Genomic DNA, 19,474 nt, shown 5'->3' with positions numbered 1-19,474 from the left:
TACCTGTTGTATTTTACAATAGCAGGTCTATCCTTGTATTTTGTACTCCGGTTTACCAGAAGACAGCAGAGATTAGAATCGAAACTCTATTACGAACAGCTGCATAGCGAGCAACAGCAGGAGCTTTTCCAGATGAAACTCGATTTTTTTACCAGGATTTCGCACGAGATCCGCACGCCATTGACCTTGATTTTCGCTCCTCTGGAAAAGCTGATCAAACTGACGCAAGAGAACAGTACAGTTAACCATTCGCTGGTCGGCATCAGAAGAAATACTGATCGGTTGTTGCGGTTAATAAGCGAACTACTTGATTTCAGGAAAATAGAAAGCGGACATGTTAATCTACACGTTTCTAAAAATGATCTGGTTGCTTTTAGCCATAATATCTACCGTTCCTATCTGAGCTTGGCAGAACTCAAAAACATCGATTATCAATTCAACAGTAAACAGGAAGAAGTTTTGATATATTTTGATGCTGGCCAAATGGAGAAGGTGTTTTACAATATCCTTTCCAATGCTTTTAAATATACACCTAATGGCGGAAAAATAATCTTCACGATTGCAGAACATGATGGGCAAGCTAAAGTCACGATAACCGATAACGGCATTGGTATTCCATTAGATGTGCAGGATAAAGTGTTTACCAATTTTTATCAGGTAAAATCAAGTGGTGTTATGGCCGAAGGCTGGGGAATAGGGCTTGCCCTTGTTAAAGATATAGTGGACCTGCACAAAGGGCAGATCTCCGTTTCAAGTGAGCCAGCTGTTGAAGGGAAAAATGGTAAGACCAGTTTAACGATCTTGCTCCGTTCTGGAAAAGAACATTTTTCAGCGGAAGAGCTGTTAGCAGGCGATAGTGCGCTAAAAATATTGGAAGATGTGCCCGGACAGCTAGCARAAAGGCTTTCGGGTGAAGATGCTGAGGCGATTGTTGAGAAAAAATATACGGTACTTGTTGTGGAGGATAATGATGAATTAAGGGGGTTTATTGTACAGTCGCTAAAAGCTACCTATCATATCCTCGAAAGTATTGATGGATTAAAGGGCTGGGAAGCTGCTATTGAACATGTTCCTGATATTATAGTGAGTGATGTAACAATGCCAGAACTGAGCGGACTGGAACTCTGTATGAGAATAAAGCAGGAGGAGCGGACGAACCATATTCCGGTAATTATGCTCACCGCAATGGCTTCTCACTTGCACCAGGTTAACGGACTTGAAGCAGGGGCTGATGTTTATATTACAAAACCTTTCAGTATTCAGGTACTTGAATTAAATATACGCAACCTTTTACAGGGACGGGAGGAATTGAAACAGAAATACACCAGGCAGATTATGCTTACGCCACGAAAATTGGATGTAGAATCGCCAGATGAAAAGTTTCTGAACAAACTCATGCAGCTGGTGGAAGACAATATGGAAAATGTAGATTTTAACGTAGGCATGTTAGTTGATGGAATTGGGATGAGCCAAACGGTTTTGTATAAAAAAATAAAATCACTTACCGATCTCTCTATAGCTGATTTTATCAAATTGCAGCGGTTAAAAAGAGCAGCTCAGTTATTGGATGAAAAGAAACTCCGTATTGCAGAGGTCGCCTATGCTGTTGGTTTTAACGATAGAAAGTATTTTAGTAAGGAGTTTCGCAAACAGTTTGGCGTTGCCCCCTCAGATTATCTAGAAAAAACACCTTAAGTAACCATGGTTGAAAGAAAATTTAACCGTTTTTAATGTTTTGCAACAGGTCGATATAGTTGTATCTAATGTATAGCATAAGATGTATGTTGTCGGAGTTTATCTGACATGTGGTTTAAGGCGTAATAACCGATTGATCACTAAAATCTTTTTACAAAAGTCCTCATCCAGATTCGGTCTCTGCCATTACATTTAATAATTCGGGAAATATAAATTTTTAATGCCTTCAAGGAAGGGAAATAGAGGTTTAATGATGGTTCACTAAACTCCCTTGAACTTTTTATTCAAAGATTTATTAGACTTTTCAGCCTAATTTCAAACACCAAAATTTTTTTCGAAAAACGCTCAATTTATAAAATAAGTTAAAAATTGTTGAATTTAAGAAAAGTACACTGGCTCAGCTAAAACAGCTATTTTGACCCTGATTTCATGTTGTTAAACAGCGTGAGCAATGGAATTAATTGTTCAACAGTAGTCTCCAAAAGTGCACTTGAAGAAGTTGTATCATAAATATAGATTTGTCATCCTGAGTCTGTCGAAGGACCTGTTTAAATACTCCTTTAAGGTGTTTCGACAGGCTCAACATGACAGCATCTGAGGTGAAATCGCCTTTATGGTACACCCTCTTTTTTGTTGTTCAGTTTGAAAGGCCTTTTTAGCTTAACCTCGCTTTTCCCAGGAACCTTTCTCGCCAAGAATTTTTAAATAGCTGTTATATGGCTCATTAACGTGATAAAGTTGATACAGCTGATTGGTTAGCGCTGTAAGAAAGTTAAAGAAAATTAAAAATTCTTCTTCTGAGTTATAAATTCCGCCCCACTCATTCAATATCCAATTTAACCTTTTTCCATCCTGAGTGGTGATCGAAAATTCCAGGTAAGGAATATCTATGTCTGTGTTTTTGTAATAGTCTTGCTGTAGCCCCCCAAAAAGGCCTATTTGCTTTACGGGAACCTGAATGGAGTATATTTCTGAAAACAAAACAGAACCGAAACAGGAACTGGTAAAGCCTTCTTTACTTAGTGAAACAATTTCTCCCGACCGCCTTTCGGAGGCCACTTTAAACAACCTGTAAATGGCCATAAACATTAATGGTAAGGAGATCAGCAATAGCCAGGCCGGGAAAAGTGCATCCGGATGTAGTAGTAAAACGATGGCTGTTAATGAAATAGTCAGCAAGGTGGTGAAAAACCAAAACAGAATAGTTGAGTTTTTTTGGCCGTTATTAAAATGGAAGTGATAGGTATTCATAAATAACTAATTGGATAAATATCACTTGTGGGTTGAATTTCCTAAATAAAAAGGAAAAATTTAATTCACCTCCTTTGCTGAAAATAGAAATGAAAAATGTTTTTGCTTTAATTGTCCTGCTGTTAATGTTTGCGCTGGCAAGAGCACGATCTAACCGAGAAGGTATAGTCACTGCTCCCTAACGGCTATTGGTTGAGGACAATTATTAATCTGCTACAGATCTAGGGAATAAATGGAGAATCATCAAATAGACTATAAGCAAATACAGTTACAGGAAAATATTCCATTGACTGAAGATGAAATAGCGCAAATGGAGACAGCGCAAAAAACAATTATGAGAATCGCAGTAATTACGCTTGTTGCTGCTATATTCTTTATTGGGATAATCGCTGCTTTAGCTGTAGAAAAGGAAACGCTCAACAATCTGAAGTATTACGACTATATCGCTTTTGCAGCTATAGGATTATTAATGTTTAGTTTTTGCTACTGCATTGCCTGGTTGGTAGATAGGTATAGCAAATACAATTGGAAGAAAGATAAACTAAACGGTAAAAACAGATTAACGAGTGTAGTTATCGGTCGGGACAAAACAGAGCATGCAGAATACCTGACTTTTTCGGGCCTAATTAAAAATGAAAAAATAAGGATTGAGGTTAAGCAAGAGGATTATAACCGTTATAAAATTGGATCGAAAGTTATTGTTACTTATCTGAAATTTAGCAAGAGGGCTCTTGATATCGCCGACTTTTAGATTTGAGGATCAATAAAAATGGTTCTTCTATTCTAGGCGATAAATGTTTTTCTGCTGATGGCAGCATCGCGGCATTTCGTTTTTTACAATCTAGGTATATTGGAGGATATCAGCTCAGTAATGTTACAAATACCTAAGTTTTTAGTAAAATTTAATAAAAATGTAAAAGGATTGTTTGGTCAGACCCGTTAGTATTTGAAGAAAATTCTGTTAAATATAAAAATGGCACAAGATTCTTCTTAGAAGAAGATAAATGTCATTAAAATAGCCCATTTTTAAATAAATCGTCAATTTTAAATGGCATCTAAATTAATAATTATATATTTGCAGCCTTGAAAGTAAGCAATGTCTAATCCTATTAATCAGTGATTTGAATATTACTTTTAACAGAGCCATAGGAATAAGGCTTTTTTAATTTTTGAAGACAACCTAAACAACTTGAATGCTTAATTTAGTTCTCTTTGGCCCTCCAGGGGCGGGTAAAGGCACCCAATCTGAAAAGCTGATTGCAAAATATCAGTTGGTACACGTTTCAACAGGCGATCTTTTTAGAGCACACGTTAAAGGAGAAACCGAATTAGGAAAAAAAGTAAGTCAATTGTTAGCTGATGGAGAATTGGTTCCAGATGCCATTACAATTGCCATGCTTGAAGAAGAGGTAGATAAAAATCCTGATGCTAAAGGATTTGTGTTTGATGGATTTCCGCGTACCGTTCCACAAGCAATAGAGCTTGATCTGTTTTTAGAGCGTAAAGGCAGTAAAATTGCTGGCGTTATTGCTTTAGATGTTGACCAGGACGAGTTAACAAAACGTATTGCCGAACGTCACAAAACCAGCGGCCGTCCTGATGATGACGCTGAAAAATTAAAAAAACGGATTTCAGAATATTTTGATAAAACCATCCACGTATTGCCTTATTATGAAGAGCAAGGAAAGTTGAACAAAGTAAACGGAATAGGTGAAATTGAAACAGTATATAATGATCTTTGCGCTGTAATCGATCAGTATAAGGTATAAAGTTCAAGTAGCGGATATAAAAGAGAAGGTTTTAATTAATTCCCGATCCAATATTCAAAAACATAAAAAGAGTTATAATGTTAAAACGTTATAACTCTTTAATTTTAAAGGAATTGTTGTTTTCGACGTTCCAGTATTAACATTTCAATATTAAAATATGTCAYAGGGTTCGAATTTCGTAGATTATGTAAAAATTTGTTGCCGTTCTGGTAAGGGCGGGGCAGGTTCGGCACATTTACATCGTGATATTTTAACATCAATGGGTGGCCCCGATGGTGGTGATGGCGGTCGTGGTGGCCACATTATCGTTAAAGGCAGTATCCATATCTGGACATTATTGCACCTTAAATACCGTAAGCACATTATTGCTGAAGATGGTGGAGCAGGCGGTAGTTCCCATAAATTCGGTAAACAAGGTAAGGATGAGATCCTGGAGGTTCCGCTTGGTACCATTGCTAAAGATGCTGAAACTGGAGAAATCCTTTTCGAAATTACCAAAGATGGCGAGACTAAGATTTTAACAGCTGGTGGCCGTGGTGGTTTAGGGAATGCACACTTTAAAAATTCGGTTCAGCAAACACCGCGCTTTGCACAACCGGGTGAGCAGGGACAAGAGGTTTGGAACATTTTAGAATTAAAAGTTTTGGCCGATGTTGGCTTGGTTGGTTTCCCAAATGCAGGAAAATCTACATTGCTTTCGGTAGTTTCGGCTGCTAAGCCAGAAATTGCCGATTATCCTTTTACTACCATTGTTCCTAATCTGGGTATTGTAAGTTACAGGGGTGGAAAATCTTTTGTAATGGCCGATATCCCTGGGATTATCGAAGGTGCGTCAAAAGGTAAAGGTTTAGGCTATCGTTTCTTACGCCACATTGAACGTAACTCGGTATTGTTATTCATGGTCCCGGCTGATACAAGCCGTTCTATCAAAGAAGAGTACGAAATCCTTAAAAGCGAACTGGAATCTTACAATCCTGAATTAATGCAGAAACCGCATGTTTTAGCCATTACCAAATCAGATATGTTAGATGAAGAACTGATGGAAGAAATGAAACAGGGTCTGCCAAACATTCCATCTATATTTATTTCGTCAGTAGCTGAAAAAAATATTTTAGAACTGAAAGATATGCTTTGGAAAGCAATTGAAGGATAAAGCAGTTCATTAGTTCAATGGTCAGTTGTTTATTAGTTTCTACTCCTGACTAATGACCCAGTGAACTAATGAACTATTAACCAAACTAGGCTCTCAAACCGTCTACCGCCAAACCAATCCATTCTTTAAATAACATTTCCCATACGCCTAATGCACTGGTATTTGGAATAATGATATCACTTAAGTCGAATTCAGTATCTCCAGAAAAATTTGTTGGGTAATATTCAATTTTCTGTTTGGCTTGTTTATCAAAAATCAGTTTTGCCCTTGGGATGTGCCATGCACTGGTAATCACCAAAATTTTAGCTTTAGGCTTGCTTTTCGCGATGAGTGCGAGGCTGTACCTTGCATTTTCGATTGTATTTCTGCTATGGTTTTCAATCATGATTGCAGAATCAGGAATGCCGATCAATTTTAAGTACTGAATGGCTAAATCAGCTTCTTTAATTTTTTGGTCTATTAAATTTGCGCTCCCACCACTAAGTAATATCTGCTTAATCTGTCCTTTTTTATAAAGTGCGATTGCTTGGAATAATCTATCTCCTGCCCAATTAAACGCAATTTCATTATTTCGTTTGTTTAAACCAGAGAAGCCCCCAAGTACTATTCCGACATCGAATTTACCTGCCCTGGGATAGTCAGCTTCATAACTGCTTATTATTTTCCCAACAATAAAGCCATTAGAGAAAAAGAAGAAAATAATCAAAATACAGATTAAATACCTTTTCCTTTGTTTAGATTGTTTTGATGCAATTGCAAAAATCAAAAGCACAAAAATCCACACTATAGGTTTAATGACGAAAAGCAAAATCTTTGAGAGGATAAAAATCATATACAGATATTATCCTGTAAAACTAAGAATTTGTTTAAATGATAAAGGGGGGAGGCAAGGTATTAATTGGTTAAAGTATAATCAATTAATACCTTGCCACATTTTATCCTTGTCCTTCTTGTACCTGGCCATTTTCGTGTGCATTTTCTAAAATTTCCTGCACATCCKATTTACGTTTCTTAACAACCTTATGTTTAAAATGAGGCACTTCATGTTCGATAATATCTTCTTCGATGGCTTCTACGCCAAAAACCTTCTCTTTTAAAAGGTTGTATTTGTCTTGAAAGCCGTAACGTAGATTTTTAGCTCCGCCAACAATTTTTCCACGGGTACCTGCGCCGCTATCAGGAGCAAATAAAATACTAATAACTGCACCCGCCGCTAAACCAGCAACTAAGGCCAGTGCTATTTTTGCACTGTTATCCGATTCGTGCTTTAAATATTTTCCGATTAACTTTCTGTATTTCATAACGTAGCATTTTTAAAAAGAACAAATGCAGGGTTATAATGTTTGGATGTTTTTTGATTTGGAAAGCAAGTGCAGTAGTTTTTGGAAAAACAATCCAGCTTCTGCTCCGATGAAACCTGTGAAACAAGCAAGCACACCATAAATAAGTGCTTAAATCGAGAGCATTCGCTAAAATCGGGTTTAGATGGCAATGCTGCTGTGACAAGGAGCGGTAAAGAAATCTTAAAATTTAATGTATCTATATTGATAAGACCTAAGTAGGGGCCGCAGCGAAAGGCAAAACTGCAACAGTCATGAAATTGCGACATCCGTTTTCAAAAAAAGACCAGACTTTTACCTAAGTTTAAAGTTAAAGCACAATATTTGGGATACTAAAACTAATCATATGGTAAAAGCGACAATAAATAAAGAGCATTATGCATGTTCTGTAACAAATGGTTCTCATGATATTATAGTAGACGAGCCTTTAGAATTGGGTGGTACACATAAAGGCTTTGCCCCAAAAGGATTGTTAATGGCCTCTTTAGCATCGTGTGTAGCCATTACCTTAAGAATGTATGCCGATAGAAAGGAATGGCCAATTGATAGAATTGAGGTAGAAGTAAATATTGATACCGAAAATGGGGAAACCATATTTTTTGAAGAAATTGTATGTACAGGAATACTTACCGAAGAACAAAAAATCAGATTGGAAGAAATTGCCGCAAAATGCCCGGTAAGTAAAATTTTAGCATCCGGTCACGAAATCAGATCGAAGGTACTTTAATGCTAACGGTGCAAAACTCGTTTATACATTGATAAAAAGCTTTAATATCTTTGTCAAAACCCGAGCGTTCGCTGTGGTAAAAAAATAATTTATGCCTACCGAAATAAAATGCCCCAACTGTGCCCATGTTTTTCCGATGGAAGAAGCCATGGCAGAAGATTATAAGAAAGAGTTACGTGAGAAAGCGGCTGCTTATGCAAGGCAGAAAGATGAAGAATATCAACGTAAACTGCAGGTTTTTGAATCAGAAAAACAACAGCAATTGAAAGCTTTTGATGCCAAACTTGCTGAAGAGAAAACCAAGCTTAAGGATAATCTGGAGGAAAACCTGCGTAAAAGTATTTCGGCCGATTTTGAAACAAAACTGCAAATGCTCGAAGGTAATGCGAAAGACAATGCTGAAAAACTAAAGTTGGCCCGCGAAAAAGAACTGGAGTTTTTACGCCGCGAGGAAAGCCTTAAAGTAAAGGAAGAAGAAATGGAACTTGCCTTTCAACGTAAAATGCAAGAGCAGCGTAACGAGTTGGTAGAACAGATCCGTAAGCAAGAGGCAGAAAAAAATAGTATTAAAGATACCGAACACCAATTGCGTTTAAAGGAATTGGAAAAACAGCTCGACGACCAGAAAAAATTGGCCGAAGAAATGAAACGTAAGGCTGAGCAGGGCAGTATGCAATTGCAGGGCGAAGTGCAGGAACTGATTTTGGAAGAATTGCTTCGTACCAATTATCCTTTCGATTTAATTGAAGAAGTTGGCAAAGGAGTGCGTGGTGCAGATTGTGTACAGGTGGTACGCAACCAATTTGGACAGGAATGCGGTAAAATTATTTACGAAAGCAAGCGTACCAAAGATTTTGGTGGCGACTGGATCGAAAAACTGAAAAAAGATATGCGCAGTATGGGTATTGATGTAGCGGTAATCGTAAGTCAATGTTACCCAAAAGGCATGGATTGTTTCGGGCAGCGCGATGGGGTTTGGATTTGCTCTTTCGAAGAAGTAAATGCTGTAGCATACGTGTTGCGCGAAGGTATTTTGCGCTTGGCAGGTGCAGTAAAATCGCAGGAAAACCGCGGCGAAAAAATGCACATGCTTTACGATTATTTAATGGGAGCAGAGTTTTCAGAACAATGGAAAGCCATTAGAGAAGGTTTTATGAGCATGAAACTATCCATACAACGCGAGCGTGATGCGATGGAACGCTTATGGAAAGCACGTGAAAAGCAGTTAGAAAAAGTATTGTTAAATGCGACCCATATCCGCGGTTCGATAGAAGGTATTGCGGGTAGCGATAGTGTGCAGCTGAGCTTAACCGATGAAGATGATGATACCTTGCTTTTAGAGTAACTCGCAATACGTCATCCCGTTCCGATTTTTATATCGTATCGTCATCCTGAACTTGTTTCAGGATCTATTTTGAATAGACTGACGTTGCTCATCGCCAGGTGTGAACTGCAAACTGCCAGCTTGTTTTGGCGTTCCCCAATCCCGTGAAAAACGGGAAAGGGGCGGGCTTTTCAGGGCTACGCTTCGCTCCGGTACCGATGAAGGATCGGTACTGAACCCTTACAATCCCTAACGCGGAGATATTGCGTGACTAGACCTCGCAGGTTTTTAAACGGCGTAGCGCTCAATGAGGCCATTAATATTAACCTCCGCCGCGGTTCGTGTCGTCACAAACCGAAACATAGTAAAGTAGAAATACTTTTTGTATCAGGTTATACCGGATTAGTATCTAACTTAGATATAAATTGTATTTAATCAAATGCGTTTTTGTATTAAAGAAACCAAAACCTGCAAGTTCTAATGTATATAAATAGGAATAACAAAAATAAATGATAACATGAATAAGAAACCTAACCAATCCTTTAACCGCTTTAAAATCCTTACTTTAATATGCACTTTGCTATTTTTTGGGAATGTTTTCGGGAACGTTCCCGGAAAGAATTTGAAGTCGCCGGATGGCAATTTAGTAGCCAGTTTTGCTTTGGCCGAAGGGGGAGTGCCAACCTATAGCTTAAAGTACAAAGGAAAAGACGTTATTAAAACCAGTAAGCTGGGGCTTGAACTTAAAGATGGTAAATCTTTAATGAACGGTTTTACCATAAGTGATACCAAAACCAGTACTTTTAACGAGACCTGGAAACCAGTTTGGGGCGAAGTAAAAGAAATTGTAAATCATTACAACGAACTGGCGGTAACTTTAACGCAAAAGGAAACTAACCGCTATATCATTGTGCGGTTACGTTTGTTTAACGATGGCTTGGGTTTTAGATATGAATTTCCTGAACAAAAAAACTTAGATTATTTCGTAATTAAAGAAGAGAAAACCCAGTTTGCCTTAGCTGGCGATCATAAAGCATTTTGGCTTCCTGGTGATTATGATACACAGGAATACAGTACGGTAACCTCAAACTTATCAGAAGTACGAGGTAAAATGAAGACTGCTATAACGCCGAATGCTTCACAAACTACTTTCTCACCAACGGGTTTACAAACGCCGTTGATGATGAAGAGCAAAGATGGTTTGTACATCAATATCCATGAAGCGGCATTAATCAACTATTCGCTAATGTCGTTAAATCTCGACGATAAAAATATGGTTTTAGAATCGTGGTTAACACCTGATGCAGTTGGCGATAAAGGTTATTTGCAGGCACCCTGTTTATCGCCCTGGAGAACCATTATTGTGAGTGATAAAGCAGGTGACATTTTAACCTCAAAGCTAACCTATAACTTAAACGAGCCAACAAAATTTAAAGATGTATCGTGGATAAAGCCAACCAAGTATGTAGGTGTTTGGTGGGAAATGATTACAGGTAAAAGTACCTGGGCCTATAATGATTTAACCAGTGTGCAATTGGGCGTAACCGATTATGCAAAAACAAATCCCAACGGGAAACATGCTGCAAATACCGCACATGTAAAAGAATACATCAATTTTGCTGCTAAAAACGGATTGGATGCTGTTTTGGTTGAAGGCTGGAACGAGGGCTGGGAGGATTGGTTCGGTAAAACAAAAGATTATGTGTTTGATTTTGTAACGCCCTATCCCGATTTCGATGTAAAAGAACTGCACCGTTACGCTGCAAGCAAAGGCATTAAAATGATTATGCACCATGAAACTTCTTCGTCGGTACGTAATTATGAGCGCCATTTAGATAGCGCTTATAAATTTATGAAAGCCAATGGCTACGATGCCGTTAAAAGCGGTTATGTAGGCAACATGATCCCAAGGGGAGAGCATCATTATGGCCAATGGTTAAACAATCATTACCTGTATGCCATCCAAAAAGCAGCGGAATATAAAATAATGGTGAATGCACATGAGGCTGTTCGCCCAACAGGCCTGGCACGTACTTATCCGAACTTAATCGGAAACGAATCGGCAAGGGGGACAGAATATGAAGCTTTTGGAGGGAACAATGCTGATCACACTACCATTTTACCCTTTACACGTTTAATAGGTGGGCCAATGGATTATACCCCAGGTATTTTTGAAACTAAAGTAAGTGTTTATAATCCCGAAAATACCTCTTTTGTGCATAGTACATTGGCTCGCCAGTTGGCACTTTATGTTACCATGTATAGTCCGCTGCAAATGGCTGCCGATTTGCCTGAAACTTATAACAAGTACATGGATGCTTTTCAGTTTATTAAAGATGTGGCGGTAGATTGGGACGATACCAAAGTTTTAGAAGCAGAACCAGGCGATTATATCACTTTTGCGCGTAAGGCGAAAGGTAAAAACAACTGGTTTGTTGGTCGCACCAATGATGAAGTGGCGCGGACATCTAAAATTGATTTTAGCTTTTTGGATCCTGGCAAAAAATATACCGCAACCATTTATGCCGATGCAAAAGATGCCCATTACGAAACCAACCCTAAAGCCTATACCATTCGTAAAATGGAGGTAACCAACAAAACTAAATTAGCTCAATATTGTGCACCAGGTGGAGGATACGCGATTAGTATTATGGCGAAATAATTCGATAGGTGGGGCAGTTTGATGTGGTGTCGGTTGTTACCAACTGATTCTCTTCTAGTCGTAGCGTCTCGCTACGACTTTTTTATTGTTTTTTTGCCACGGATGGACACAGATAAACACGGATCAAAGATATCTATCTGTGTTTATCCTTTTTATCTGTGGTTAATATTTTGTGGAGTCAGATGGTAACATCTGACAGCGCGATTATATCCATTACGCGAGTCAGATCCTGAGATGAACTCAGGATGACGACCGCTGTGAGAGTTCTTTCCCGTAGATCTCACTGATAGCCGCAGAAAAATAATCAATTGCGTTAATCATCTTAAATCTGCGGGACTATTTTTGTAATTGGCAGTTAATTGTGCCGAGTCATCTTAACAGATCATAACAGCTGACCGCAGGAAAATAGCTTATTTTATAATATCTTAGCAAAGACATTAAAACCAAGCAATTTTTAACGAAATATTACCATGCCCAGAACCAAAAACCATATCGAACTTCAATTTTTAAGCGAACCCTCTGATGTTAATTATGGAGGTAAGGTACATGGTGGGATGATGATGAAATGGATCGATCAGGCTGCTTTTGCCTGTGCTTTACAATGGAGCCAAACTTATTGTGTAACGGTTTATGTTGGGGGAATCCGTTTTTTTCATCCTGTTCATATCGGGCACTTGGTTAAAATGGAAGCACGAATTATTTACACGGGTAAAACCAGTATGCATATTGCCGTTGATGCTTTTTCGAAACCAGTAGGGCAAACCGATTTTGTTAAGAATACACACTGTATTATTGTTTTTGTTGCAGTAGACGACGATGGGCAGCCAAAAGGAATCCCAGCCTTTAAGCCAAAAACCGAAAAAGAAGTTGCCATGCATGGCTACGCCATTAAATTAATGGAACTGCGTAAAAGCATTGATAAGGAAATGGAGCCTTATATAGTGTAAACGTAAGGCGCTGAGCGTTTGGCAGCATAATCATCTTCAGTTTAACCACAGAGAAAACAGAGGGTAGGCCACGGAGCACACCGAGTTAAGCGCATAGCTATTGTATTTGTTTTATACTCTGTGTACCTCAGTGCAAAACTCGGTGTCCTCTGTGGTAAAAAAAACGCGGAATCTATTCTACAACTGGCAAGCTGAAACAAAACTTGCTGCCTTCGCCAATGGCGCTTACCACCCATATTTTTCCGTTTTCGGCTTCAATAAAATCTTTAGAAATGGCGAGGCCCAATCCGGAGCCCGATTTATTCTGTCCATCTGTTGGTACCTGGAAATACCTGTCGAATAATCTTTTCTGATATTTTTCGTCGATGCCTTTTCCAAAATCGCGCACAGAAAATTCGATAAACTTGTCTTTTTGGAAAACATCGATGATTACCTTCGATTTTTCTGAACTGTACCGCAATGCATTAGATAAAAAGTTAACCAGTACCCAGGCTGTTTTCTGGATATCAGCATTCACATCCGGCAAGTTCTGACTGCAGTTAAGTACCAGTTGAATCAATTTTTGTTCAGCCTGAAATTTAACGGCATCAACGGCATAACTTACAATTTCTTCGGGTTTGGTTATGGCAAAAGTGAGTTTTAAATTACCGGTTTCTACTTGCGAAAGATCTAAAAGTTCGCTGGTGATTTTTAGCAATCTGTCGCTATCTTCTTTGATGTGGTTGAGCAGCTCATGCTGTTCTTCGTTCATGGTGCCCACACGCTCATCGTTTAGCAATTTCAAGCTCATTTTGATAGATGATAGTGGTGTTTTTAACTCGTGCGAAACTGTAGCGATAAAATTTGTTTTGGCTTCATCGAGCTCTTTAAACTGCGTAATATTTTTTAACGTGTAAACGCTTCCTGCAGATTTAGATGAGGCAATTAAAGTGTTTTCATCCTGCTCTTCATAATTTGGGATGATGATTTCGCGGTTTTCCAACAGGAAATAAGATTCTTTATCATCAGCATAAATTTTTAAGGTATTGTCCTCTGTTTCCGGTTTAATGATCCGTTTAAGCAGCTCGTTTTTTTGCATCAGTTCGGCCACGTTTTGGCCAATAACCTTATCTTCATCCAGACTCATCAGTTTTGCAGCCAGATGATTTAGAAAGAGTACTTCTCCCTTTTCATTTAAGCCGATTATAGCATCCTGCATTTGTGCAATAATGGCTTCAATACGCGATTTTTCGGATTTAATTTTAGATAAGTTGCTGTTTTCCCATTCGTTTAATTTAACTACCATTCCGTTAAAGGAATCTGCCAGTTCTGTAAACTCATCTTCGTTTTCGAAATGCAGGCGCTGTTTATAATTTTTACGACTGATCTGCTTTATCGCAGCACTAAATTCAGCAAGAGGGTTGGCCACAAAACCTGGAAAGTTTACAATGAACGTAAAGAGGATAATAAAACTCAGGGTAGCGGCAATCATGATGTAGAGGTTTGCCCTCGATGAGGTTTCATTAGCCAATTCATTTTTATCGTAAATGGCCTTCATATTTACCTGTTCGATATTTTGTAGCGCAACGCGCAAATTTTTAATGCTATTTTCTTTAATGGTTAACGATTGTGGGCCGTTTAGTACGTTGAAAGCCGTTGCTAATTTCTGGAAAGCCACTTTTTCGCCGGGTTCGGTAATGTTTAACCCTTCATTTTTTAAGTTTTCCCTAAATACAGCCAGTTGAGTACTGCTTAATGGAAATTGGTTCTGATCGATTACATTGCGCATAGCAGCAACATATTTCAACGATTTATAGTTGTCTTTAAGAATTACCTTCGATTTATCGGAAAGCTCGTTTAAGAAAAAGAGCGCGATTAATCCAAAGGATAAAACAAGTATAAAGAGAAACCCGAATCCGAGGCGGAGCTTGGTTTTTATTTTCATCTGTTTTTATTTTTTTAATGGTGATGAAGCTATCATGATTTACTTATTTATTGTGAAGTTTTGTAAATCATTGATGGTTTCATGACTTTTTTGTTTAACCGCAAAGGGCGGAGAGATTTTTGCTATTAACGCAAAGCAATTTTTCTCTTTTTTGTGTAAAAATAGGTTATAATTTAAATCTGTTTCCTGATTAACTAAATTACATAACAAAGGTTAAATAAATAGCATCTGTTTAGCCTGTAGTCAATAGCTATGCCAGTAGATTGGGTTATTGTTTAAGTTATTGTTTTATAGTCTTTTATGATGTTTTTGAAATTGTTTTAAGCAAAAAACCTTTTCATTTTGGAAGGGTTTTTGTCATTTTGAACGATTGGTTTTGGATTTTAAACCACTGTTTTTTGTTCCCTAAACCTGATCGCAGCGAACACGGAGTGAAACGGAGTAAAGCGGAGAGCAGGGACAAACGTTCCTATGAAATACAGGTTTTGCTTTTCAAAACAAAAAATAAATATTAGCTTTTTTTTTGGAAAGCAGGTTCGGAAGCATTTAGGATAATACTTCCCACTGTCCGCTTTACTTCGTGCCCGCTTCCATTGGGTTTAGGTGGCACGGTCTGTACCATGATTTAGGGCTGCAGGGTGCAGAAAATGAAAATTTAATTTAGACTGAACGATTTTTAAGGTTATGGCGCTGTCTTTTGTTTCCTAAACCTGATTGACGTGGAAAGCCCACAGCGTAGCGAGGACTTGTAACAGAAAGCAGGAGTGACACTAATATGAAACACAGGCTTTGCTTTTCAAAAGAAGAATAGCGTTTTATTTTTTTCGAAAAGCAGTTTTGGGCATTTAGGGAAATGCAGTCCAACTGTCAGCTTTACTGCGTGCCGCTTCCCATCGGGTTTAGGTGGCGTGGCCGGTAATAAGATTTAGGGCTGCAGGGTGCAGGAAAAAATGAATGACGATTAGAATTTGATAAACTTATCTATCTGCTCGTTGGTAAACTTGATGGTATCCGGATGATTGAAATTACCCTCTGCATCTAACTCTGTTTTAATATTCGGAATGTGYAAACGTAAGGGCAAAATATGCAGATGAATATAATGGCAAACGCCTGTGAAATGGTCAACCCCGCGGATGTTGCCATATTTACCAGAAGAGATGCCGACTAAAGCGGTCTTTTTATCATAAAAACTATCAGGGAAATTGCAGGCATCTATTAATACTTTTAGTACACCTGGGTAGCTTCCATTGTACTCGGGCATGATAAATAAAAACTTTTCGGTGTTATTAATCATGTTTTGGATTTTTTGAAAAGCTTCCGATCGTTTGCCATACATATCCGTATTCAAAACATCTATAGGCAGGTGCTCCAGGCTGAACAAATTGGCATCGGTTCCTTTTTCTTTTAGTTGCCTTTGGTAATATTTAGCAACTTTTAGCGTATTGCTATTGGGCCTGTTGGTTGCGGCTATAATTGTGATCATGGATAATTGTTAATAAGATGTGTAAAACCCAAACACGCTTCTTGCTAAAATTGCCATATAGTTTGTATCTTAGCTGATTGTGAAAAAGGCCGTAAACAACGCAAAAATAGAACTTTTTGCCAATTAAAAGGCATAAATAACACAGCCCAAATAAACGTTAAGTAAATTTCGGATACATAGATGAGCAAAATTATTGCATTAGCAAATCAAAAAGGTGGTGTTGGTAAAACAACTTCATCTATAAACCTGGCTGCGAGTTTGGCCGTATTAGAATACAAAACTTTACTGGTTGATGCTGATCCTCAGGCAAATTCGACTTCAGGTATCGGTTTCGATCCCCGGAATATTAAAGATAGTATTTATGAGTGTATCATTAATGATATCGATCCTTTACAGGCCATCCAAAAAACGGATACACCAAATTTAGATTTACTGCCCGCCCACATCGATCTGGTTGGTGCAGAAATCGAGATGATTAACCTGAACAACCGCGAGTACAAAATGAAAGCGGTTTTGGAGAAGATAAAAGATCAGTATGATTTTATTATCATCGATTGTTCACCATCTTTAGGTTTAATCACCATCAATGCTTTAACAGCGGCCGATTCGGTTATTATTCCTGTTCAGTGTGAGTATTTCGCGCTTGAAGGTTTGGGTAAATTATTAAATACCATAAAGATTGTTCAGAACCGTTTAAACCCTGATCTGGAAATTGAAGGTATTTTATTAACCATGTACGATGTGCGTTTAYGTTTATCAAACCAAGTGGTAGAAGAGGTAAAAACACATTTCCACGAACTGGTTTTCGATACCATTATTCAGCGTAATACACGTTTAAGTGAAGCACCTAGTTATGGCGTTTCGGTAATTATGCACGATGCCAATTGCAAAGGTGCCATTAACTACCTTAATCTTGCCCGCGAAATTGTGAAGAAAAACGGCCTTTTAAAGGAAGAAGAAAACATAGGAACAGCAACTTTATAAATTATAGATGACATCTTTTCAGCGAAAAACAGGTTTAGGAAGAGGGTTAAGTGCGCTTTTAGATGATAGCGAATCTTCTCATCCGCCGAAACAGCAGGTAAATGCTGTTAGCGAAACCGAGCAGATTGGCAATATCAGTCACGTAAGTTTAACTGAAGTTGAAACCAATCCATACCAGCCACGTACCGAATTTGACCAGGTAGCTTTAAACGAGCTTGCCGATTCGATTAAGATACAAGGTTTAATACAACCAATTACAGTTAGAAAACTTGGCGCAAACAAATACCAGCTCATTTCTGGCGAGCGTAGGTTCAGGGCTTCGAAGTTAGCTGGCTTAACACAGATTCCTGCTTACATCCGCAGTGCCAACGACCAACAGATGTTGGAAATGGCCTTGATCGAAAATATTCAACGCGAAAATTTAAATGCCATTGAAGTGGCATTGAGTTTCCAGCGGATGATTGACGAGGTAGGCTTAAAACAAGAGCAATTAGGCGAACGTGTAGGTAAAAACCGTACAACGGTTACCAATTACCTGCGTTTGTTAAAACTTCCGCCAGCTATTCAGGCTTCCATCCGCGATCAGAAAATTAGCATGGGGCACGCAAGAGCCTTAATTAACGTTGATGGTGTTGACAAACAATTGTTTATCCACCAGGAAATTTTAGAAAAAGGATTATCGGTACGCAAGGTAGAAGAGCTTGTACGTAATTTGCAGCATGTACCTTTAAAAGGCAGCGAAAAATGTACTTACCATGTCGTACATCGAAAGTAGCAAACAATATAATTTATCGCTGACAGAGTTACAGTATCGCCTTGAGCATGGTGATCAACCTGATCCTAGCGGCCCTTTTGGTAGCCGTTATTCTACTTCAGGCATCACCCAGCGTAAAGATACCTATAGAAGGAATAAACAGATTGTATTGTTCTCTTACGGTTTGGTTTATTTCGCCAATATAGTTGATGCCTATGTTGCAGCCCGTTTGCATTTCTTCAATATTGATGATAACCTTTCTTTTAAGGTAATGCCATCTATGATTAACACCAATTCGATATATGGTTTCAATGCAACGCCTGCATTAAAATTATCACTAACATTTTAATATAGGAAACCATCATGAATATTCAATATAGGATACTACATTTGAAATCATAATTGTTTATCCGTTGCTAAGGGTTAGATATAACAAGAATAAAAACTGAAAATAAATATAAACAGATGAAAATTGCGCTTTTAGGGTACGGTAAAATGGGGCAGATTATCGAAAAATTTGCAGTAGAACGTGGCCACGAAATTGTTTTAAAAATAACGATCGATAACCAGGAAGATTTAACCAGACAAAATTTAAAATCGGCTGATGTAGCTATCGATTTTAGTACGCCTGATTCGGTTTTGAAAAATATTGATGCCTGCTTTGATGCCAATGTGCCTATAGTTGTAGGTACAACAGGCTGGTATGGAAAACTCCAGGAAGTAAAAGACGATTGCAACAACAGTAACAATACGTTGCTTTTTGGGTCTAACTTTAGTATTGGCGTAAATTTATTCTTTAAGCTCAATCAAACTTTGGCCAAGCTGATGAATAACTACCCGGCCTATGAGGTGCAGGTTGAAGAAATTCACCACACGCAAAAACTGGATGCACCAAGTGGTACGGCCATTACCCTTGCAGAAGGGATTGTAGATAACCTGGACAGAAAACAAGAATGGTTAAACGAAGTGGTTGGGACCGATGTTGAAATGTTTCCGAAAACGGAGCAACTGCTGATAGAATCGCATAGAATAGAAAATATTCCAGGTACACATACTGTAATTTACAGTAGTGAGGTAGATGAAATAGAAATTAAACACACTGCCCATAATAGAGCTGGTTTTGCTTTAGGTGCAGTTGTGGCGGCAGAATGGTTGAAAGATAAAAAAGGATTTTTCAGCATTACTGATATTTTTGAATAAAGCCTAAAGCTGAAAGACCAAAGCACAATATAATCTGTGAAATCACTAAATCTGTGAAATCACATCAAAGGAAGTACAGATAACAGGTAACCGATTAATAAATCGCAAACCAAAAATAAGATATATGAATTATAAATTCTGGCAACGAAAAAAAGATGCCCCAAAGAAGAAAAAAACTAAAACCCGTGAGTGGGTTGATGCAATTGTTTTTGCAGTAGTAGCAGCAACCATCATCCGCGTATTTTTTATTGAGGCTTACAC

At 38.3% G+C, this 19,474-nt stretch carries 17 protein-coding genes; 12 read left to right on the top strand and 5 right to left on the bottom strand.

Going from position 1 to position 19,474, the window contains the following annotated elements; all coding sequences use genetic code 11:
• A partial coding sequence (locus AC1DND_RS03020) for a hybrid sensor histidine kinase/response regulator transcription factor (RefSeq protein ID WP_477578998.1) occupies positions 1 to 1,695 on the top strand: 1,695 nt, incomplete at its 5' end.
• Between the two features lie 660 nt (positions 1,696 to 2,355).
• Here AC1DND_RS03020 and AC1DND_RS03015 read toward each other — a convergent pair.
• Positions 2,356 to 2,946, bottom strand: coding sequence for a hypothetical protein (locus AC1DND_RS03015; RefSeq protein ID WP_477578996.1), 591 nt, complete (start codon positions 2,944 to 2,946; stop codon positions 2,356 to 2,358).
• Between the two features lie 232 nt (positions 2,947 to 3,178).
• Here AC1DND_RS03015 and AC1DND_RS03010 point away from each other — a divergent pair, with 232 nt between their 5' ends.
• The 3 genes from AC1DND_RS03010 (at position 3,179) to obgE (ending at position 5,868) form a co-directional block, all read left to right on the top strand.
• A complete protein-coding gene (locus AC1DND_RS03010; protein WP_477578994.1) occupies positions 3,179 to 3,697 on the top strand; it encodes a hypothetical protein in 519 nt (172 codons plus the stop codon).
• A 442-nt stretch (positions 3,698 to 4,139) separates the two neighbouring features.
• Positions 4,140 to 4,715 carry an adenylate kinase gene (locus tag AC1DND_RS03005; protein ID WP_121283653.1) on the top strand — a complete coding sequence of 192 codons (576 nt, stop codon included), beginning with the start codon at positions 4,140 to 4,142 and terminating at the stop codon, positions 4,713 to 4,715.
• Positions 4,716 to 4,872: 157 nt separating this feature from the next.
• Positions 4,873 to 5,868 (top strand): GTPase ObgE, encoded by a 996-nt coding sequence (gene obgE / locus AC1DND_RS03000; RefSeq protein WP_477578992.1) that lies wholly within the window; start codon positions 4,873 to 4,875, stop codon positions 5,866 to 5,868.
• An 85-nt stretch (positions 5,869 to 5,953) separates the two neighbouring features.
• Here the strand turns inward: obgE and AC1DND_RS02995 are convergent, their stop codons facing one another.
• Positions 5,954 to 6,574, bottom strand: coding sequence for a YdcF family protein (locus AC1DND_RS02995; RefSeq protein WP_477578990.1), 621 nt, complete (start codon positions 6,572 to 6,574; stop codon positions 5,954 to 5,956).
• Between the two features lie 229 nt (positions 6,575 to 6,803).
• Positions 6,804 to 7,169 carry a YtxH domain-containing protein gene (locus AC1DND_RS02990; RefSeq protein ID WP_477578989.1) on the bottom strand — a complete coding sequence of 122 codons (366 nt, stop codon included), beginning with the start codon at positions 7,167 to 7,169 and terminating at the stop codon, positions 6,804 to 6,806.
• A gap of 385 nt (positions 7,170 to 7,554) precedes the next feature.
• Here AC1DND_RS02990 and AC1DND_RS02985 point away from each other — a divergent pair, with 385 nt between their 5' ends.
• The 4 genes from AC1DND_RS02985 (at position 7,555) to AC1DND_RS02970 (ending at position 12,868) form a co-directional block, all read left to right on the top strand.
• Positions 7,555 to 7,935 (top strand): OsmC family protein, encoded by a 381-nt coding sequence (locus AC1DND_RS02985; protein ID WP_477578987.1) that lies wholly within the window; start codon positions 7,555 to 7,557, stop codon positions 7,933 to 7,935.
• Between the two features lie 91 nt (positions 7,936 to 8,026).
• On the top strand, positions 8,027 to 9,280 hold the full coding sequence (locus AC1DND_RS02980) for a DUF2130 domain-containing protein (protein WP_477578985.1): 1,254 nt from the start codon (positions 8,027 to 8,029) through the stop codon (positions 9,278 to 9,280).
• Positions 9,281 to 9,776: 496 nt separating this feature from the next.
• Positions 9,777 to 11,921: a glycoside hydrolase family 97 protein gene (locus tag AC1DND_RS02975; RefSeq protein ID WP_477578984.1), complete on the top strand. Its 2,145-nt coding sequence runs from the start codon at positions 9,777 to 9,779 to the stop codon at positions 11,919 to 11,921.
• Positions 11,922 to 12,391: 470 nt separating this feature from the next.
• A complete protein-coding gene (locus tag AC1DND_RS02970) occupies positions 12,392 to 12,868 on the top strand; it encodes an acyl-CoA thioesterase (protein ID WP_477578982.1) in 477 nt (158 codons plus the stop codon).
• 172 nt (positions 12,869 to 13,040) lie between these two features.
• On the opposite strand, the gene AC1DND_RS02965 is transcribed toward AC1DND_RS02970, so the two are convergent.
• Together AC1DND_RS02965 and AC1DND_RS02960 are read right to left on the bottom strand one after the other, a co-directional pair.
• Positions 13,041 to 14,792, bottom strand: a complete 1,752-nt coding sequence (locus tag AC1DND_RS02965) for a HAMP domain-containing sensor histidine kinase (protein ID WP_477578980.1) — start codon at positions 14,790 to 14,792, stop codon at positions 13,041 to 13,043.
• A gap of 961 nt (positions 14,793 to 15,753) precedes the next feature.
• Entirely contained in the window at positions 15,754 to 16,275 is a 522-nt protein-coding gene (locus tag AC1DND_RS02960) for an NADPH-dependent FMN reductase (protein WP_477578978.1), read from the bottom strand.
• 180 nt (positions 16,276 to 16,455) lie between these two features.
• Between AC1DND_RS02960 and AC1DND_RS02955 the strand changes: the two genes are divergently transcribed.
• The 4 genes from AC1DND_RS02955 to dapB all read left to right on the top strand — a co-directional run bounded on the left by AC1DND_RS02955 (position 16,456) and on the right by dapB (position 19,213).
• Positions 16,456 to 17,259 (top strand): ParA family protein, encoded by an 804-nt coding sequence (locus AC1DND_RS02955; protein WP_477578976.1) that lies wholly within the window; start codon positions 16,456 to 16,458, stop codon positions 17,257 to 17,259.
• A 7-nt stretch (positions 17,260 to 17,266) separates the two neighbouring features.
• The gene (locus AC1DND_RS02950; RefSeq protein WP_477578975.1) at positions 17,267 to 18,034 is read left to right on the top strand and encodes a ParB/RepB/Spo0J family partition protein; all 768 of its coding nucleotides are present in this window, start codon (positions 17,267 to 17,269) and stop codon (positions 18,032 to 18,034) included.
• Positions 18,015 to 18,362: a DUF5683 domain-containing protein gene (locus tag AC1DND_RS02945; RefSeq protein ID WP_477578973.1), complete on the top strand. Its 348-nt coding sequence runs from the start codon at positions 18,015 to 18,017 to the stop codon at positions 18,360 to 18,362. The genes AC1DND_RS02950 and AC1DND_RS02945 overlap by 20 nt, the downstream gene beginning before the upstream one ends.
• Positions 18,363 to 18,478: 116 nt before the next feature.
• Positions 18,479 to 19,213 (top strand): 4-hydroxy-tetrahydrodipicolinate reductase, encoded by a 735-nt coding sequence (gene dapB / locus AC1DND_RS02940; RefSeq protein WP_477578971.1) that lies wholly within the window; start codon positions 18,479 to 18,481, stop codon positions 19,211 to 19,213.
• The last annotated feature ends 261 nt before the right edge of the window (positions 19,214 to 19,474 follow it).

The organism is Pedobacter sp. 01N416, from assembly GCF_056399685.1.
The sequence above is the reverse complement of the archived record's forward strand: the minus strand, read 5'-3'. Positions and strand labels throughout refer to the sequence as shown.